The 14,629-nt window shown below is 72.0% G+C and carries 13 protein-coding genes and 1 pseudogene; 13 read left to right on the top strand and 1 reads right to left on the bottom strand.

Features of this window, described 5'->3' with window-relative positions; translation table 11 throughout:
* Positions 1-17: 17 nt before the first annotated feature.
* The 13 genes and pseudogenes from FF096_RS09730 to FF096_RS09675 all read left to right on the top strand — a co-directional run bounded on the left by FF096_RS09730 (position 18) and on the right by FF096_RS09675 (position 13,002).
* Positions 18-800, top strand: coding sequence for an ABC transporter ATP-binding protein (locus FF096_RS09730; RefSeq protein ID WP_155216517.1), 783 nt, complete (start codon positions 18-20; stop codon positions 798-800).
* Positions 800-1,519, top strand: coding sequence for an ABC transporter ATP-binding protein (locus FF096_RS09725; protein ID WP_155216515.1), 720 nt, complete (start codon positions 800-802; stop codon positions 1,517-1,519). Before FF096_RS09730 ends, FF096_RS09725 begins: the two co-directional genes overlap by 1 nt.
* Before the next feature lie 15 nt (positions 1,520-1,534).
* The gene (locus FF096_RS09720; protein ID WP_309222998.1) at positions 1,535-2,413 is read left to right on the top strand and encodes a branched-chain amino acid ABC transporter permease; all 879 of its coding nucleotides are present in this window, start codon (positions 1,535-1,537) and stop codon (positions 2,411-2,413) included.
* Positions 2,410-3,516 carry a branched-chain amino acid ABC transporter permease gene (locus FF096_RS09715; protein ID WP_375335317.1) on the top strand — a complete coding sequence of 369 codons (1,107 nt, stop codon included), beginning with the start codon at positions 2,410-2,412 and terminating at the stop codon, positions 3,514-3,516. The genes FF096_RS09720 and FF096_RS09715 overlap by 4 nt, the downstream gene beginning before the upstream one ends.
* A 67-nt stretch (positions 3,517-3,583) precedes the next feature.
* Entirely contained in the window at positions 3,584-4,864 is a 1,281-nt protein-coding gene (locus FF096_RS09710) for an ABC transporter substrate-binding protein (protein WP_155216513.1), read from the top strand.
* A 150-nt stretch (positions 4,865-5,014) separates the two neighbouring features.
* A complete protein-coding gene (locus tag FF096_RS09705; protein ID WP_155216511.1) occupies positions 5,015-5,626 on the top strand; it encodes a TetR/AcrR family transcriptional regulator in 612 nt (203 codons plus the stop codon).
* 51 nt (positions 5,627-5,677) lie between these two features.
* Positions 5,678-6,181: pseudogene (locus tag FF096_RS27480) on the top strand (ATP-binding protein); the annotation flags it as partial.
* Between the two features lie 513 nt (positions 6,182-6,694).
* Positions 6,695-8,470 (top strand): LuxR C-terminal-related transcriptional regulator, encoded by a 1,776-nt coding sequence (locus tag FF096_RS27475; RefSeq protein WP_375335323.1) that lies wholly within the window; start codon positions 6,695-6,697, stop codon positions 8,468-8,470.
* A 184-nt stretch (positions 8,471-8,654) separates the two neighbouring features.
* Positions 8,655-9,626, top strand: a complete 972-nt coding sequence (locus FF096_RS09695; RefSeq protein WP_155216507.1) for an ABC transporter substrate-binding protein — start codon at positions 8,655-8,657, stop codon at positions 9,624-9,626.
* Positions 9,627-9,692: 66 nt separating this feature from the next.
* A complete protein-coding gene (locus FF096_RS09690) occupies positions 9,693-10,493 on the top strand; it encodes an ABC transporter permease (RefSeq protein WP_155216506.1) in 801 nt (266 codons plus the stop codon).
* Entirely contained in the window at positions 10,490-11,314 is an 825-nt protein-coding gene (locus tag FF096_RS09685; RefSeq protein WP_309222996.1) for an ABC transporter permease, read from the top strand. The genes FF096_RS09690 and FF096_RS09685 overlap by 4 nt, the downstream gene beginning before the upstream one ends.
* Positions 11,307-12,107 (top strand): ABC transporter ATP-binding protein, encoded by an 801-nt coding sequence (locus FF096_RS09680; RefSeq protein ID WP_309222995.1) that lies wholly within the window; start codon positions 11,307-11,309, stop codon positions 12,105-12,107. Before FF096_RS09685 ends, FF096_RS09680 begins: the two co-directional genes overlap by 8 nt.
* A gap of 37 nt (positions 12,108-12,144) precedes the next feature.
* Positions 12,145-13,002, top strand: coding sequence for a PaaX family transcriptional regulator C-terminal domain-containing protein (locus tag FF096_RS09675; protein ID WP_309222994.1), 858 nt, complete (start codon positions 12,145-12,147; stop codon positions 13,000-13,002).
* Between the two features lie 30 nt (positions 13,003-13,032).
* Here FF096_RS09675 and FF096_RS09670 read toward each other — a convergent pair whose 3' ends face one another.
* Positions 13,033-14,565, bottom strand: coding sequence for a long-chain fatty acid--CoA ligase (locus FF096_RS09670; protein ID WP_155216502.1), 1,533 nt, complete (start codon positions 14,563-14,565; stop codon positions 13,033-13,035).
* Positions 14,566-14,629: the final 64 nt, after the last annotated feature.

Raw genomic sequence — 14,629 nt, 5'->3', positions numbered from 1 at the left:
AGGTGAGAGGCGGGTTGATGGCCGACGGTCTCGCACTGCACCAGGTCGGCGTGCGCTTCGGCGGCCTCACCGCCCTCGACGACGTCTCCCTGGAGGTCAATCCGGGCGAGGTGGTCGGGGTGATCGGCCCCAACGGGGCCGGCAAGACCACGCTGTTCAACGTCGTGTGCGGCTTCGTCACCGCGCACACCGGGACGCTGACCCTCGACGGCCGCCCGTTGCGACCACGACCGCACCGCCTCACCCGGCTGGGCATCGCCCGGACGTTGCAGGGCACCGGCCTGTTCGCCGGGCTCACCGTCCTGGAGAACGTGATGGCCGGGGCCAGCCACACCGCCCGCGCCGGCCTGTTGCCGGCGCTGCTCGGGCTGCCGCGCAGCGACCGCGACGAGCGTCGGCTGCGCGAGCACGCCCGCGCCGTCCTGGACGAGCTGGGCATCGGGGGGTACGCCGACGCCGCGCCCGACACCCTGCCCTTCGCGGTACGCCAGCGGGTCGGGCTGGCCCGCGCACTGGCCGCCCGCCCCCGTCTGCTGTTGCTCGACGAACCGGCCGGTGGCCTCGGCGCGGACGACGTGGACACCCTCGCGGAGCTGATCCGAGGGTTGCCGCACCGGGCCACCGACCCCTGCGCCGTGTTGCTGGTGGAGCACCACATGGACCTGGTCATGGCGGTCTGCGACCGGATCGTGGTGCTCGACTTCGGGCGGGTCGTCGCCGCCGGGCCGCCGGAGGCGGTCCGCGAGAACCCGGCCGTGGTGGACGCCTACCTCGGTGCGACCGTCGACGAGGCCGCCTGATGAGCGGCGACCTGCTCACCGTCGAGACCCTGGCCGCCGGCTACGGGCCGGTGCCGGTGCTGCACGACGTCGACCTGCGGGTGCCCACCGGCACCATCGCCGCCGTCATCGGCGCCAACGGCGCCGGGAAGACCACCCTGCTGCGCACCCTCTCGGGGATGCTGCGCCCTACCTCGGGCCGGATCCTCCTCGACGGCCGTGACCTGCGCGGCACCCCGGTCGAGCAACTCGTCCGGCGCGGGGTGGCGCACGTGCCGGAGGGCCGTGGCGTGATCGGCGAACTCACCGTGGAGGAGAACCTGCGCCTCGGCGCGCTCTGGCGGCGGGACCGCGCCGACGCCGCGCGTGCCCTCGACGAGATCTACGAGCTGTTCGCGCCGCTGGCCACCCGGCGGCGACACCTCGGCCACCAGCTCTCCGGTGGCGAACGGCAGATGCTGGCCCTCGGTCGGGCCCTGGTCGGCCGACCCCGCCTGCTGCTGCTGGACGAACCGTCGCTCGGTCTGGCCCCCCGCGTGGTGGCCCAGACCATGGCGCTGCTGCGCCGACTGCGCGACGACACCGGGCTGACCGTGCTGCTGGTGGAGCAGAACGTGCGCAGCGCCCTGGCCGTGGCCGACCAGGGCATCGTGATGTCGCTCGGCCGGGTCGTCCTGGCGGCCCCGGCCGCCCGGCTGCGCGACGACGCCGACCTGCGCCACGCGTACCTCGGATTCTGAAACTCAAGGAGGACCGTGGACCGCTTCCTCTTCCTCACCCTCGACGGCCTGTCGAGGGGCGCGGTCTACGCCGCGTTCGCGCTGGCCCTGGTGCTCATCTGGCGGGCCGGTCGGATCGTCAACTTCGCCCAGGGCGCGATGGCGGTCGCCGCCGCGTACGTCGCGTACAGCGTCACCGCCGCGACCGGCTCGTACTGGCTCGGTTTCGGCGCGGCGCTGCTCGCCGGGCTGCTGCTCGGGGCGGTCGTCGACCTCGCGGTGATGCGGCTGGTGGACCACCGGTCACCGCTCAACCCGGTGATCGTCGCACTCGGTCTGGTCCTGCTGATCCAGGCGGTGCTCGGCATGGTGTACGGCAACGAGTACCTGCCGGCGCAGGCCCCGTTCAGTCGGACCGCGATGACGGTGGGCGGCACCGCCGTGCTGTCCCCGTACGACCTGTTCGTCTTCGCCACCGTCGGGGTGGTCGTGGCGGCACTCGTCTGGATCTTCACCCGGACCGCGATCGGGCTCCGGATGCGGGCGGCGGCGTTCGCCCCCGAGGTGTCCCGGCTGCTCGGGGTGAACGTGGGCGGCATGCTCACCCTCGGCTGGGCGCTGGCCTCGGGCGTCGGTGCCCTGGCCGGGATGCTGGTCATCCCCACCGAGCTGGGCGTGCACCCGCACGCGATGGACCTGGTCTTCGTCACCGCGTTCACCGCCGCGGTGATCGGCGGGCTGGACAGCCCGCCGGGCGCGGTCGTCGGTGGCCTGGGGGTGGGTCTGTTGCTCTCCTACGTCAGCGGGTACGCCGGCGGCGACCTCATCCCGCTGGCGGTGCTCGCGTTGCTGCTGACGGTGCTGCTGTTGCGCCCCGGCGGGTTGTTCGCCGCGGTCACCGCGAGGCGGGTGTGAGCGCCACCCGGGCGTCGGCGCCGCCCGCCCGAGCCGCCGCCGTCGAGTCCACCCGTCCCGGCTGGACGGTGCCGACCCTGCTTCGCCACCTCGTCGTCGCGGCGGGCGTCGCGTTGCTGGTGTTGGCCGCCAGCTACCAACTCGACTCGTTCCGCAACTTCCAACTGGCAACCGTGGCCGCCTACCTCTGCGCCACCGCCGGGCTGACCGTGCTGACCGGGCTCTGCGGGCAGCTCTCGTTGGGGCACGGCGCGTTGATGGCCACCGGCGCGTACGCCCTGGCGCTCACCCAGAACGCGTTCGCCGACCGGGGGCTGACCGCCGGTGGGTGGCTGATCGTGTCGCTGATGGTGGCGGTGCTGGCGACGGTGGTCGTCGGCGCGGTCGTCGGGGTCGCCGCCGCCCGCCTACGCGGGCCCTACCTGGCCGGTCTCACCCTGGCCGTGGCGGTGGTGGTGCCGGCGTTGACCGTCACCTTCGACGGCGTCTTCAACGGCGAGCAGGGTCTGGGGGTGCCGATGGCGCCCGCGCCGGAACGTCTGGGCGTCTACTTCCCGCACGAGCGGTGGCAGCTCTGGATCGCCGCCGCGGCGACCCTGCTCTGCCTGGTGCTGCTGGCGAACCTGGTCCGCAGCCGGTACGGCCGCTCCTTCCGGGCGGTACGCGACGACGAGGTCGCCGCCCGCCTGGCCGGGATCCACGTGGCGCGTACCCAGGTCATCGCGTTCGTGGTGAGCGCGGCCAGCGCCGGCCTCGGCGGTGCCCTGCTGGCGGTGCTCGCGCAGAGCGTGTCACCCGGCGCCTTCGGCCTGACGTTGTCGCTGTTCCTCCTGATGGCAGTGGTCATCGGCGGTCTCGGTCGCCTCGCCGGGGCGGTCTGGGGTGCCTTCCTGCTGGTCGTCCTGCCCGACCTGACGCACTCGCTGACCAACCTGTTCACCCTCTCACCGGCGGCGGCGCAGCGGCTGGAGGGCAACCTGCCACTGGCGATCTTCGGCAGCACGCTGATCGTGGTCATGATCGCCGCGCCCGGCGGCGTGCAAGGGCTTCTGTCCCGGCTGGCCAGGGCGCTGCGCGCGCGCTGGCCGGTCGGGCGGTCGTAACCGCTCCACCTCCTCACCCCCCAACCAACCATCTACCGCTACCGGACCGATGAAAGGTCGGTGTCCCATGCGCAGCACGACACGGCGCGGTCTCGTGATCGCCACCACCCTCACCCTTTTGCTCAGCTCCACCGCCTGTGGTTCCGACGACGGTCCCGGATCGGGGGAGCCGGTGCCCGGCGTCACCGACACGGAGATCACCGTCGGCACGCACATGCCGCTGACCGGTCCGGCGTCCGCCGGTTACTCGAAGATCTCCCCGGCGACGAAGGCGTACTTCGACTACGTCAACGCCAACGGCGGGGTGCACGGCCGCAAGATCACCTACAAGGTGATGGACGACGGCTACAACCCCGCCACCACGCAGCAGGTGGTCCGGCAACTCGTGTTGCAGGACAAGGTCTTCGCCATCCTCAACGGGCTCGGCACCCCGACCCACACCGGCGTGCTGGACTTCCTGCACACCAACCGGGTGCCCGACCTCTTCGTCGCCTCCGGCAGCCGGAACTGGGACCAGCCCGATCGCTACCCGAACACCTTCGGCTTCAACCCCGACTACACCGTCGAGGGCAAGATCCTGGCGAACCACGTGAAGACCACCATGCCCGGTCGCAAGGTCTGCTTCCTCGGGCAGGACGACGACTTCGGCCGGGACGCGCTGGCCGGCGTGGAGAAGGTGCTCGGCGCCGACGGCGTGGTCGACCGCCAGACCTACGTCACCAGCAACACCAACGTCGCGCCGCAGATCGGTGCGTTCAAGGCGGCCGGTTGCGAGGTCGTCATCCTGGCCACCGTGCCGGGCTTCACCGCGCTGTCCGTCGGCACCGCCGCCCGGCTCGACTACCGCCCGCAGTGGGTGGTGTCGAACGTGGGTGCCGACCACCCGACGCTGGCTCGGCAACTCGGCGACGCCGCCGGGCTGCTGGAGGGCATGGTCGGCCTGAACTACCTGCCGATGCAGAACGACGCCGACGATCCGTGGATCAAGCTGTTCACCAAGGTGAACGCGGAGCACAACGGCGGCGCGGAGTTCGACGGCAACACCGTCTACGGCATGGCGGTGGGGTACCTGTTCGTGCAGGTGTTGCAGGCCGCCGGCAAGGACCTCACCCGCGAGTCGCTGATCGAGGCCGTCCGCAAGGGCGGCTACCAGGGGCCGGGCGTGGCGCCCCTGCGGTTCTCCGACACCGACCACTCCGGCTACGGCGGTGGCCGGCTGAGCCGGGTCGAGAAGGGCGAGCAGCGCTTCTTCGGCCCGACGTACGAGACCGACGAGGCCGACGGTCCGGTCAACGAGTACACCGTGCCGCCGGTGACGCCGCCGGCCAACGGCGTGCCGACCGCCTGATCCGCCCGCCTGGCGCGCACCGACCGGCCCCGGACCCCGGGCGGTGCGCGCCAGGCGAGCGCGGGCCGACGTCCGTGTCCGTCCCGTCGGCGGACGCGGCCTAGACTCGGGCTCGCACGGAACGCAACCCAGGGTGAGGGGACAGCCGGGATGGTCAGTGCGGAGGCGGCCGGTCGGGTCGATGGGCGAACTGCCCGGGCCGAGCGCACCCGGGCGGCGATCGTCGAGGCGCATCTCGCGCTCATCTCCGAGGGCGACCTACGTCCGACCGGTGAGCGCATCGCCGAGCGGGCCGGCATCTCCCTGCGTACGCTCTGGACGAACTTCAAGGACATGGAGACGCTCTTCGAGGCCAGCGGCGCGGAGCTGCTGCGCCAGCAGGACGCCGCGTGGCGGCCCATCTCGACCGCGTTGCCGCTGGCCAAACGGGTCGACGCGTTCTGCCGACAGCGGGCGAAGCTGCTGCAACTGATCGCGCCGTCGGCGCGGGCCGCGCAGATGCGCGAACCGGTCTCCGCGCAGCTGCGCCGCAACCGGCTCAAGCACATCGCCCGGGTGCGCGACGAGATCGAGCAGTTGTTCGCCGAGGAGTTGGACCGCGCCGGGACGGCGCGGGAGCAGGTGGTCCACGCGATCGTGGCGGCGAGCACCTGGCCGGCGTGGTCGACCCTGCGGGACAGCCTCGGGTTGGGTGTCGACGCCGCGCGGGCGGTGATGACCCGCACCGTCGGCGCGTTGCTGGCCGAGGCGACCGACCGCTGACCCGCGCCGTCGGCGCCGGTCACCCGATATTCACCCCTTTCCAAGCGCCGGATGATAGGCGAGACTCGATGTATGGTTCATGCATCGACGGTGCAAAAAGCTGTGCTGCGGGGCCGGCAGGCGGAGTGCCGGGAGATCCGAACCTTGCTCGCCGCACCGGCCGGGAAGGCGCTGCTGCTGCACGGTGAGCCCGGCTCCGGGCGCAGTGCGCTGCTGGCGTACGCCCACCGGCACGCGGGGGGTCGCCGGCTGCTCGCCGCCGCCGGTCTGCCCGACGAGGCGATGCTGCCCTACGCGGGAGTGCAGCGGCTGCTCGCCCCCGTGCTCGACCGCACCGGTGCGCTGTCCGACCGACAACGGCAGGTGCTCCGTCGTGCCGTGGCCGGCGAGGGCTGCCCGGACCAGGACCAGTTGCTGCTCTCCCATGCCGTTCTCGGGCTGCTCGCCGAGGCCGCGCACGACGGCCCGCTGCTGTGCACCATGGACGACCTCGACGCGGGAGACGCCCCGACCGCGCGGTTGCTGACCTTCGTGGCCCGGCGGCTGTCGCACCTGCCCGTCGTCTTGCTGCTCACCGCCGGCAGTGACAGCGGCGCGGACGCGATCCCCAGCCGCCGGCTGCTGCCGCTGGACGCCTCGGACGGTCAGGCCCTGCTGACCGAGTGCCGCCCGGGGCCGCCGCCGCCCGCACCGGTGCTGGCGACGCTGAGCGCCCTGGCCGCCGGCAACCCGCAGGCGCTCGTCGATCTCGCCGACTCGCTGACGCCCGACCAGTGGCACGGTGCGGAACCCCTGCCCACGGCACCGCCCGCCGACGGCGGCCTGGGCCGGGCGTACCGCGTCCTGCTGTCCCGGCTGTCCGCCGAGACGCGGCGCGCGTTGCTGCTGGCCGCGCTCGCGGCCCCGACGCCCACGGCCCAGGGGTACGCCGTGGACCCGGTGACGCTGGGCCGGGCGCTGCGCGCGGGGGGTGACAGCCTCGCGGCGCTCGCCCCGGCCGAGGCCGCCGGCCTGATCCGGCTCACCGCCCGGGGTGGCGCTGTCTTTCCCCGGCCGCTTGCCCGGACGATGGTCGAGGCCATCGCCTCCCCGGCCGCGCGTCGTGACGCACATCTGCTGCTCGCCGCCACCCTGGACGGCACCGGGGCCCGGCTGCGTCGGGCGCTGCACCTGGCCGCGGCGACCGACGGACCGGCCCCGGCGCTGGCGGCGGAGCTGGAGGAGGCGGTGGGCGACGACGCGGACCGGTCGGCCGCCGCGACGGTGTTGACCCGGGCCGCCGAACTCAGCGACGACCCGGGGCTCGCGGCCCGGCGGCAGGTCGCCGCCGCCCGCTACGCCTGGCAGGCGGGGGAGCCCGACCGGGCCCAGGCGTTGCTGCATCGCGTCGCGGGTCTGCCGGACACCGCCGTCGGCGGTCTCGCCGACATGCTGCGCGGCGAGATGCGACTGCGGTGCGGCTCGGCGTCGGCCGCCCTACCCACCCTGCTGGCCGCCGCGACCGCGCTGGCCGAGGTCGACCGCGAGTCGGCGCTGGTCGCGCTGGTGCGGGCGGGTGAGGCCGTCTGCTTCTCCGGCGACCAGTACCGCTATGCGGAGGTGGCCCGCCGGATGGCCGCGCTTCGCCGCGCCGGGGATCCGCCGTGGGTGGACCTGCTGACCAGCCTGGTCGCCGGGGTCGCCGCCACGCTGCGCGGCGAGCACGCCGACGGTGGCCCGCTGCTGCGCCGGGCGGTGGTGCTCGGGGGACGGCTGCCCGACGCCGCGTTGACCCCGACCGCGCTGACCGGTGCGGCCGTGGCCGGTCTGCTGGTGGCGGTGGACGCCGCGGCGTACCGGCTCGCCGACCGCGCCATCGACCTGGCGACCGACCGGGGCGAGGTGTCCCTGCTGCCCAGGGCGCTGGAACTGCGCGCGATGAGCGAGTACTGGCTGGGCCGGCACGACGCCGCGACGAGGAGCTGCCGCGAGGGGTTACGGGTGGCGCGGGCCGCCGGCCAGCACACCAGTGCCGGCGTGCACCTGGGCCTGCTCGCCGTGCTCGCGGCGGTCCGGGCCGACCGCGAGGCCAGCCTCGCGTACGTCGCCGAGCTGGGCGACGCCGCCGTACCGGGCAGCCGGTCGCACGCCCTCGCCCAGTGGGCTCTGGCCTTGCTGGACCTGGTCGACGCCAGGTACGCCGACGCGGCGGACCGGCTGGCCGCGCTGGCCCGCTCCGGCACCGGGCGCGGCCAGGTCCTGGTGCAGGTGATGGCCACACCGCACCTGGTCGAGGCCGCCGCGTACGACGGTCGGCCGGCTCGGGCCCGCACCGCGCTCGCCGTCTTCGACCACTGGGCCGGCAGTACCGCCAGCCCGCTGCGTCGGGCCCTGTCGGCCCGCTGCCACGCCCTGCTCGCCCCGCGCGGTAGCGCCGAGGCCGAGCAGCAGTTCCGTAGGGCGCTGTCCCTGCACCCCTCCGACGCGGCGACCTTCGAACGGGCGCGTACCGAGTTGCTGTTCGGTCGGGAACTCCGCCGCGCTCGCCGCCCCCGCGAGGCGCGCGGTCATCTGCACCGGGCCTGGCAGGACTTCACCCTGCTCGGTGCGCAGAGCTGGGCGCGGCAGGCCACCGTGGAGCTGCGGGCGGCGGGGGAGTCCGTCGGCGCGCCGGACCCGCACGCCGTGCGGTTGCTCACCGGTCAACAGCTGCGCATCGCCCGCCTGGTCGCCTCCGGCGCCACCAACCGGGAGGTCGCCACCCAGATGTTCCTGTCCACCCGGACGGTGGACCACCACCTGCGCAACATCTACCACCGGCTGGGCATCCGCTCCCGCACTGAGCTGGTCCGAGCGCTGGGCTGACCACCTTCGAAACCGATATTTAAACGATCCTTGACGGGCGTCAGAATTTCTTGACATTTGCGGGACGGTGGCCGACGATGGCCAACACGGCCGGGTGATCTCACTCACATGCACCGGCCGCAGGTCCCAAGGCACCTGTCGGTGTTCACGCACCCACCACCCCCGCCCAGGAAGGGCCTTGTCGATGAAGAAGGTATTCACGCTCGGGCTGATCGCGGGTCTCGCGGTCGCGCTCGCCGGATGTACGGACTCGGATGCCACCCCCTCGGACGAGAGCAGCGGCGAACTGCGCCAGGTTCGCGTCGCGGCACTGCCCATCACCGAGACCGCCGCGTTGTGGGGCGGGATGAAGGCCGGCATCTTCGCCAAGCACGGGCTCACCGTCGAGGTGCTGCCCGCCCAGGGTGGCGCCCAGGCCATCCCGGCGCTCATCAACGGTGACATCGACTTCGCCATCGGTCAGCCGTTCGGCCCGTTCCGGGCCGACCTGCAGGACCTCGGCGTTGTGATGATCGGCAACTACGCGTCGTCCTACGCCGAGGGCGACGACATCAACGCCGTCGTGGCCTCGGCCAAGTCGGGCATCACCAGGCCGGCGGAGCTCGCCGGCAAGCGGGTGTCGGTCAACAGCCTGGGCGCGGCCGGCGATGTGACGATCATGGCTGCGGTGGAGAAGGACGGTGGTGACCCCAAGAGCATCAAGTTCGTCGAGGTCGCCTTCCCCGACGTCCCGGCCCAACTCGAAGCCGACAACATCGACGCCGCCTGGGTGCCGGAGCCCTTCGTCACCCAGCTGCGCAATCGTGGTGACACCTTCATCGTCGCGCCCTACCAGGCGGTCGCTCCCGGGCTCGCGACGCTGACCACCATCGCGACCAAGGAGCGGCTGGACTCCGACGCCAAGCTGATCGCCGACTTCACGGCGGCGATGAAGGAGACGCTCGCCTGGGCGGAGGACTCCGCCAACGAGGCGGCCGTCCGTCAGGCGATCAAGGACAACCTGGAACTCCCGGAGGCGGTCGCGGACTCGGTGAAGCTGCCCCGGTTCAGCTGGGAGCTGGACCGGGCGAGCCTGGAGTCGCTGGCCACGCTCGCCAGCAAGTACCAGGTGCTCGACCAGCAGCCCAACTTCGATCGCCTCATCCAACAGCAGTAGCCGGCGCGGTCCCGCCCTTCCCGGTGACCGACCGGGAAGGGCGTCGCCGCCGACCACGGGAGCAACATGCACGTCTTGTCCATCCGGCGTCCCCGTTCGCTACGCAAGGTGCTGCTGGGCGTCGTCGGGCTGACCGGGTTCCTCGTCGTCTGGCAGCTGATCCCGACGCTGGGCCTGGTCAACTCGGAGTACCTGCCGTACGTCACAGACGTGCTCGCCCGGCTCGCCGAGGAGCTTCGCGACCTCGCCTTCTGGCGTCGGCTCGGGCACACCATGACCTCCTGGGCGATCGGGCTGACCGTGGCCACTCTCGCCGCGGTCGTCCTCGGCACGATCGTCGGGCTGGTGCCCTTCCTGCGCCGCGCCACCCACACGGTGGTGGAATTCCTGCGGCCCATCCCCTCAGTGGCGCTCATCCCGCTCGCCGTGCTGGTGTTCGGCATCCGGATGCAGGCCGCGCTCCTCATCATCATCTACGCGTCGTTCTGGCAGGTGTTCGTGCAGGTGATCTACGGCGTCGCCGACGTCGACTCGGTAGCCCGAGACACCGCCCGCAGTTTCGGACTCACCCGCCGGGAACGGTTGTCGCACCTGGTGCTGCCGACCGCCCTGCCGTACCTCATGACGGGTGTCCGGCTCGCCGCGGCGGTCGCCCTCATCCTCGCCATCACCGCCGAGATGGTGATCGGCAATCCCGGCCTGGGACGCATGATCGAGCTGTCCCGCTCCGCCGGTGACGCCGTCGGGCTGTACGCCCTCGTGGTGGTCACCGGACTGCTCGGGCTCCTGGTGAACCTGGTCTTCCGGTTCATCGAGCGGCGCTCGCTGTCCTGGCACCAGTCCGTACGCGGAGAGGAGGTCCTGTGACCGGCCACACCGCACGGATCGCCAACCGGTCGCGCGGTCGCGCCCTCGGGCGTCGCGTCGCCGCCGGCTTCCTCTACTCGCTCGGGCTGCCCTTCCTGCTGCTGGTGATCTGGGCAGTGGCGTCGACCTCGTCGACCAACCGCTTCTTCCCCGGCCCGCTCACCATCCTGGAGGCCTTCCGGGAGACCTGGATCGGCCCCGCGTTCGTCGACGACGTGTTGCCGAGCCTCTACCGGCTCGCCCTCGGCATCGCCGCCTCGATCGTGGTCGGGGTCGCCGCCGGCACGCTCATCGGGCTGTTCCAATGGCTACGCGAACTGCTCGAACCGTTGCTGGAGTTCTTCCGCGCCATCCCACCGCCGGTGTTGATCCCGGTGATGATGCTGCTGCTGGGCATCACCGACACGATGAAGGTGGCCGTCATCGTCTTCGGCGCGGTCTGGCCCATCCTGTTGAACACGATCGACGGGGTCCGGTCCACCGACAGCGTGATGTCCGAGACCGCCGACTCGTTCCAGATCACCTGGTGGGAGCGGCTCTGGTTCCTGGTGCTCCCGGCGGCCAGCCCGCGGATCATGACCGGAGTGCGGCAGGGGCTCTCGGTCGCGCTGATCCTGATGGTCATCTCGGAGATGTTCGCCTCGTCCGCCGGTCTGGGCTACCGGATCGCCTACTTCCAACGTAACTACCTCATCGCCGAGATGTGGAGCGGCATTCTCCTGCTCGGCCTCGTCGGCGTTCTCCTCGCCGCGACCTTCGGTGTCGTCGAGCGACGGGTGCTGCGCTGGTACCACGGAATCAGGGAGGTCAATCGTGCCTGACCGGAGCACGCTGCTGCGGGTGGAGCACCTGCGCAAGGTCTACGAGTCCGCGAACGGCGACGTCGAGGCGATCGGGGACATCAGCTTCACCATGCGCTCGGGTGAACTCGTCTGCATCGTCGGGCCGTCGGGCTGCGGCAAGACGACCCTGTTGAAATGCCTCGCCGGCCTGCTGCGACCCACCAGCGGCCTGGTCGAGATGGACGGGCAGCCGGTGACCGGGCCGAGCCCCGCGATGGCCGTGGTCTTCCAGGAGTACGGCCGCAGCCTCTACCCGTGGCTGACCGTCCGGGGCAACGTGGAGCTGCCGCTGCGCCACAAGCGACTCTCCCGGGCGGCCCGCGAGAAGCTCGTCACCGACGCCATCGAGGCGGTCGGGTTGGGCCACGCGGGACGCAGCCACCCGTGGCAACTGTCGGGCGGTATGCAGCAACGGGTGGCGATCGCGCGGGCCATCGCGTACCAACCCGAGGTGCTCATCATGGACGAGCCGTTCGCCGCGGTCGACGCGCAGACCCGCGCGGACCTGGAGGACCTCGTCCGTGAGCTGCACACGACACGGGGCATCTCGGTCCTCTTCGTGACCCACGACATCGACGAGTCCGTCTACCTTGGCGAGCGGGTGCTGGTGTTGTCCGCGTCGCCGACCTGGGTGCAGGAGGATCTGACCGTTGACCTACCGGCGGAGCGGGACCAGATCAGCACCCGGGCGATGCCGCGCTTCACCGAGCTGCGTACCCACGTCTACGACCAGATCCAGCGGGCGAAGCGCGGGCAGACCGTCGCCCCGTGATCGTGCCGAGGGGCTGTTTCGCCCGGGAGGAAGAGCTGTGCGCAGTCGTCAGCCGAAGCAACTGTTGCTCGCGTTCTTTGGTGAGCACGTCGTCGACGATGATCCGGGCCCCATTCGCGCCAGCGTCCTGATCGGGGTGCTCGAAGGAGCCGGCGTCGCCGCACCGGCGACGCGGGCCACCCTGGACCGGCTGGTGCAGACCGGCATTCTCGACCGGAGCAAGAGCGGCCGGGAGATCCTGTTCTCGCTGACCGAGCACGGGGTGGCGGTGTTGCGCGAGGCCACCGCCCGGGTGCGTGGCCCGCGCCCGTTCGATCCACAGGGCACCGGGTGGACCCTCGTGACGTTCACGATCCCGGAGGGGCAGCGGACCCTGCGGCACCGGTTGCGGTCCACCCTCACCTGGGAGGGCTTTGCGCCGTTGCGCGACGGGCTCTGGCTCGCTCCCGGCGAGGTGGAGCTCGCCGGGTCGTTGGAGCCGCTGTGCCGGGACCTTCCCCCCAAGACGGTCATCGCCTTCCACGCCCGGGAGATGGCCGGGTTCCCGATCGCCGACAGTGTCCGCTCGGCGTGGGACATCGAGGCGATCCGCCGTGAGCACCTGGCGTTCATCGAGGTGTGGGACGACCCGGGGGCCACGGCCCAGGCGTCGAGCGCGTTGACCCTGCGGACGATGCTGGTGGCCGACTGGCTGGCGTTGCTGCGCGCCGACCCGCGACTGCCGCGTGAGTTCATGGACGCGCAGTGGCCGGCCGGGCGTTCCACCCAGGTCTACCGGCAGATGCACGAGCGGTTGGCGGCGGCCTCCGCCGAGGAGTTCGACACGCTCGTCAACGGGGGCGGTGCCGGGTCCCGGGTCGCGGTGCGATCCGGGCGGCGCTCCGGCAAGGTGTAGCGCCGCGCCGGACCGCCCGGCGTCAGGCTGTCACCCGGCCCCACCGAACCGGTTCCGCAGCTCGGCCTTGCGCACCTTGCCCGACGCGGTACGCGGTAGCTCGTCGACGACGATGACGTTCTTGGGCAGCTTGTAGCGGGCGACCTTGCCGTTGAGGAACTGCCGCACGGCGAACACGTCGATCGTCGTGCCCTCCCGTACCGTCAGGATCGCCCAGGGAACCTCGCCCCACTGCTCGTCCGGTACGCCGATGACCGCCACCCCGGTCACCCCGTCGATCTCGCCGATCAGGACTTCGATCTCGGCCGGGTAGATGTTCTCGCCCCCCGAGATGATCATGTCTTTGAGTCGGCCCGCGATGTAGAGGTAGCCGTCGGCGTCCAGGTAGCCGAGGTCGCCGGAGCGGAACCAGCCGTCCTCGGTGAACGCGTCGGCCGTCGCCTCGGGCAGCAGGTGGTAACCGGGGAAGACGTTCGGGCCGCAGATCTGGATCTCGCCGATGCCGTCGTCGGCGATCGGCTTGCCGTGTTCGTCGGCGATCCGCACGCTGGTGAAGAAGTGCGGCAGGCCCACGCTGCCCTGCTTGGCGCGGGTCATCGCCGGTGGCAGCGACGTCGCGCCCGGCGACGCCTCCGTCATGCCGTAGCCCTGCGAGAAGGACAGGCCGCGTTCCTCGTAGGCGGTGAGGATCCGGGTGGGCACGGCCGAACCACCACAGGTCAGCTTGGCCAACGTGGACAGATCGGTGGTGGCCCAGTTCGGGTGGTCGGCCATCAACTGGTAGGTGGTCGGGACGCCGCTGAGCATGGTGACGCCGTGCCGTTCGATCTGGGCGAGCGCCCGACCCGGCTCGAAGCCCTTCTCCAGCACGAGCGTGGCGCCCTTGAGGATCACCGGCAGCGCCCCCATGCCGAGGGACGCGACGTGGAACAACGGCGAGATCATCAGCGCGATGTCGGTCGAGACGACGTCGTAATCGACCACGCAGTTGAGCGCGACCCAGGTGAGGTTGCCGTGGGTCAGCACCGCGCCCTTGGCCCGGCCGGTCGTACCCGAGGTGTAGATGATCGCGGCCGGGTCGTCCATGCCCACCTCGGCGGCGACCGCGTCGTCCCCGGCGACCGTGCTCAGCAGGTGGGCCAGGCCCGGCCGGTCGGCGGTGCCCGCGCCGGTGACGACGACGTGCGGCGACGGCCCGGCGTCGGTGGCGGCCTGCACCCGTGGCGTGAACTCGGCATCGTGGATCAGCACCCGCGCACCGCAGTCGGTGAGGACGTGGGCGACCTCGGGCGGCGCCAGCCGGGTGTTGACCGGGACGAAGACCGCACCCATCCGGGCCGCGCCGAACATCACCTGGAGGAAGTCCGGGCTGTTCTCGCCCAGGTAGGCCACCGCGTCGCCCTTGCCGACGCCGAGGCTCCGCAGCAGCGCGGTGACCCGGTCCGCGCCGTCGGCGAACTGGCGGTACGTCACCGTGGCGTCCTCGCCGTGGACGAGGGCGACCTTGTCGGGGGATTTGAGCCGGCGCTTGGCCAACCAGGCACCGATTCCCTGTTCGTGCATCAGCGGTCTCCCGGTGGTGGAGGGGTGCGTCGGCGCGTGACCGTCCCGGCCGGTCCGCCCGTGC

This window comes from Micromonospora sp. CP22 (genome assembly GCF_009712475.1).
In the GTDB taxonomy this organism is placed as follows: Bacteria; Actinomycetota; Actinomycetes; order Mycobacteriales; family Micromonosporaceae; genus Micromonospora.
This window is presented reverse-complemented; position numbering and strand designations above follow the sequence as displayed.

Excerpts from the sequence above, each read along its gene's own strand:
- FF096_RS09730 (WP_155216517.1), top strand. The coding sequence starts at position 18 with ATGGCCGACGGTCTCGCACTGCACCAGGTCGGCGTGCGCTTCGGCGGC.
- FF096_RS09725 (WP_155216515.1), top strand. The coding sequence starts at position 800 with ATGAGCGGCGACCTGCTCACCGTCGAGACCCTGGCCGCCGGCTACGGG.
- FF096_RS09710 (WP_155216513.1), top strand. The coding sequence starts at position 3,584 with ATGCGCAGCACGACACGGCGCGGTCTCGTGATCGCCACCACCCTCACC.
- FF096_RS09705 (WP_155216511.1), top strand. The coding sequence starts at position 5,015 with ATGGTCAGTGCGGAGGCGGCCGGTCGGGTCGATGGGCGAACTGCCCGG.
- FF096_RS27475 (WP_375335323.1), top strand. The coding sequence starts at position 6,695 with ATGGTCGAGGCCATCGCCTCCCCGGCCGCGCGTCGTGACGCACATCTG.
- FF096_RS09695 (WP_155216507.1), top strand. The coding sequence starts at position 8,655 with ATGAAGAAGGTATTCACGCTCGGGCTGATCGCGGGTCTCGCGGTCGCG.
- FF096_RS09690 (WP_155216506.1), top strand. The coding sequence starts at position 9,693 with ATGCACGTCTTGTCCATCCGGCGTCCCCGTTCGCTACGCAAGGTGCTG.
- FF096_RS09670 (WP_155216502.1), bottom strand. The coding sequence starts at position 14,565 with ATGCACGAACAGGGAATCGGTGCCTGGTTGGCCAAGCGCCGGCTCAAA.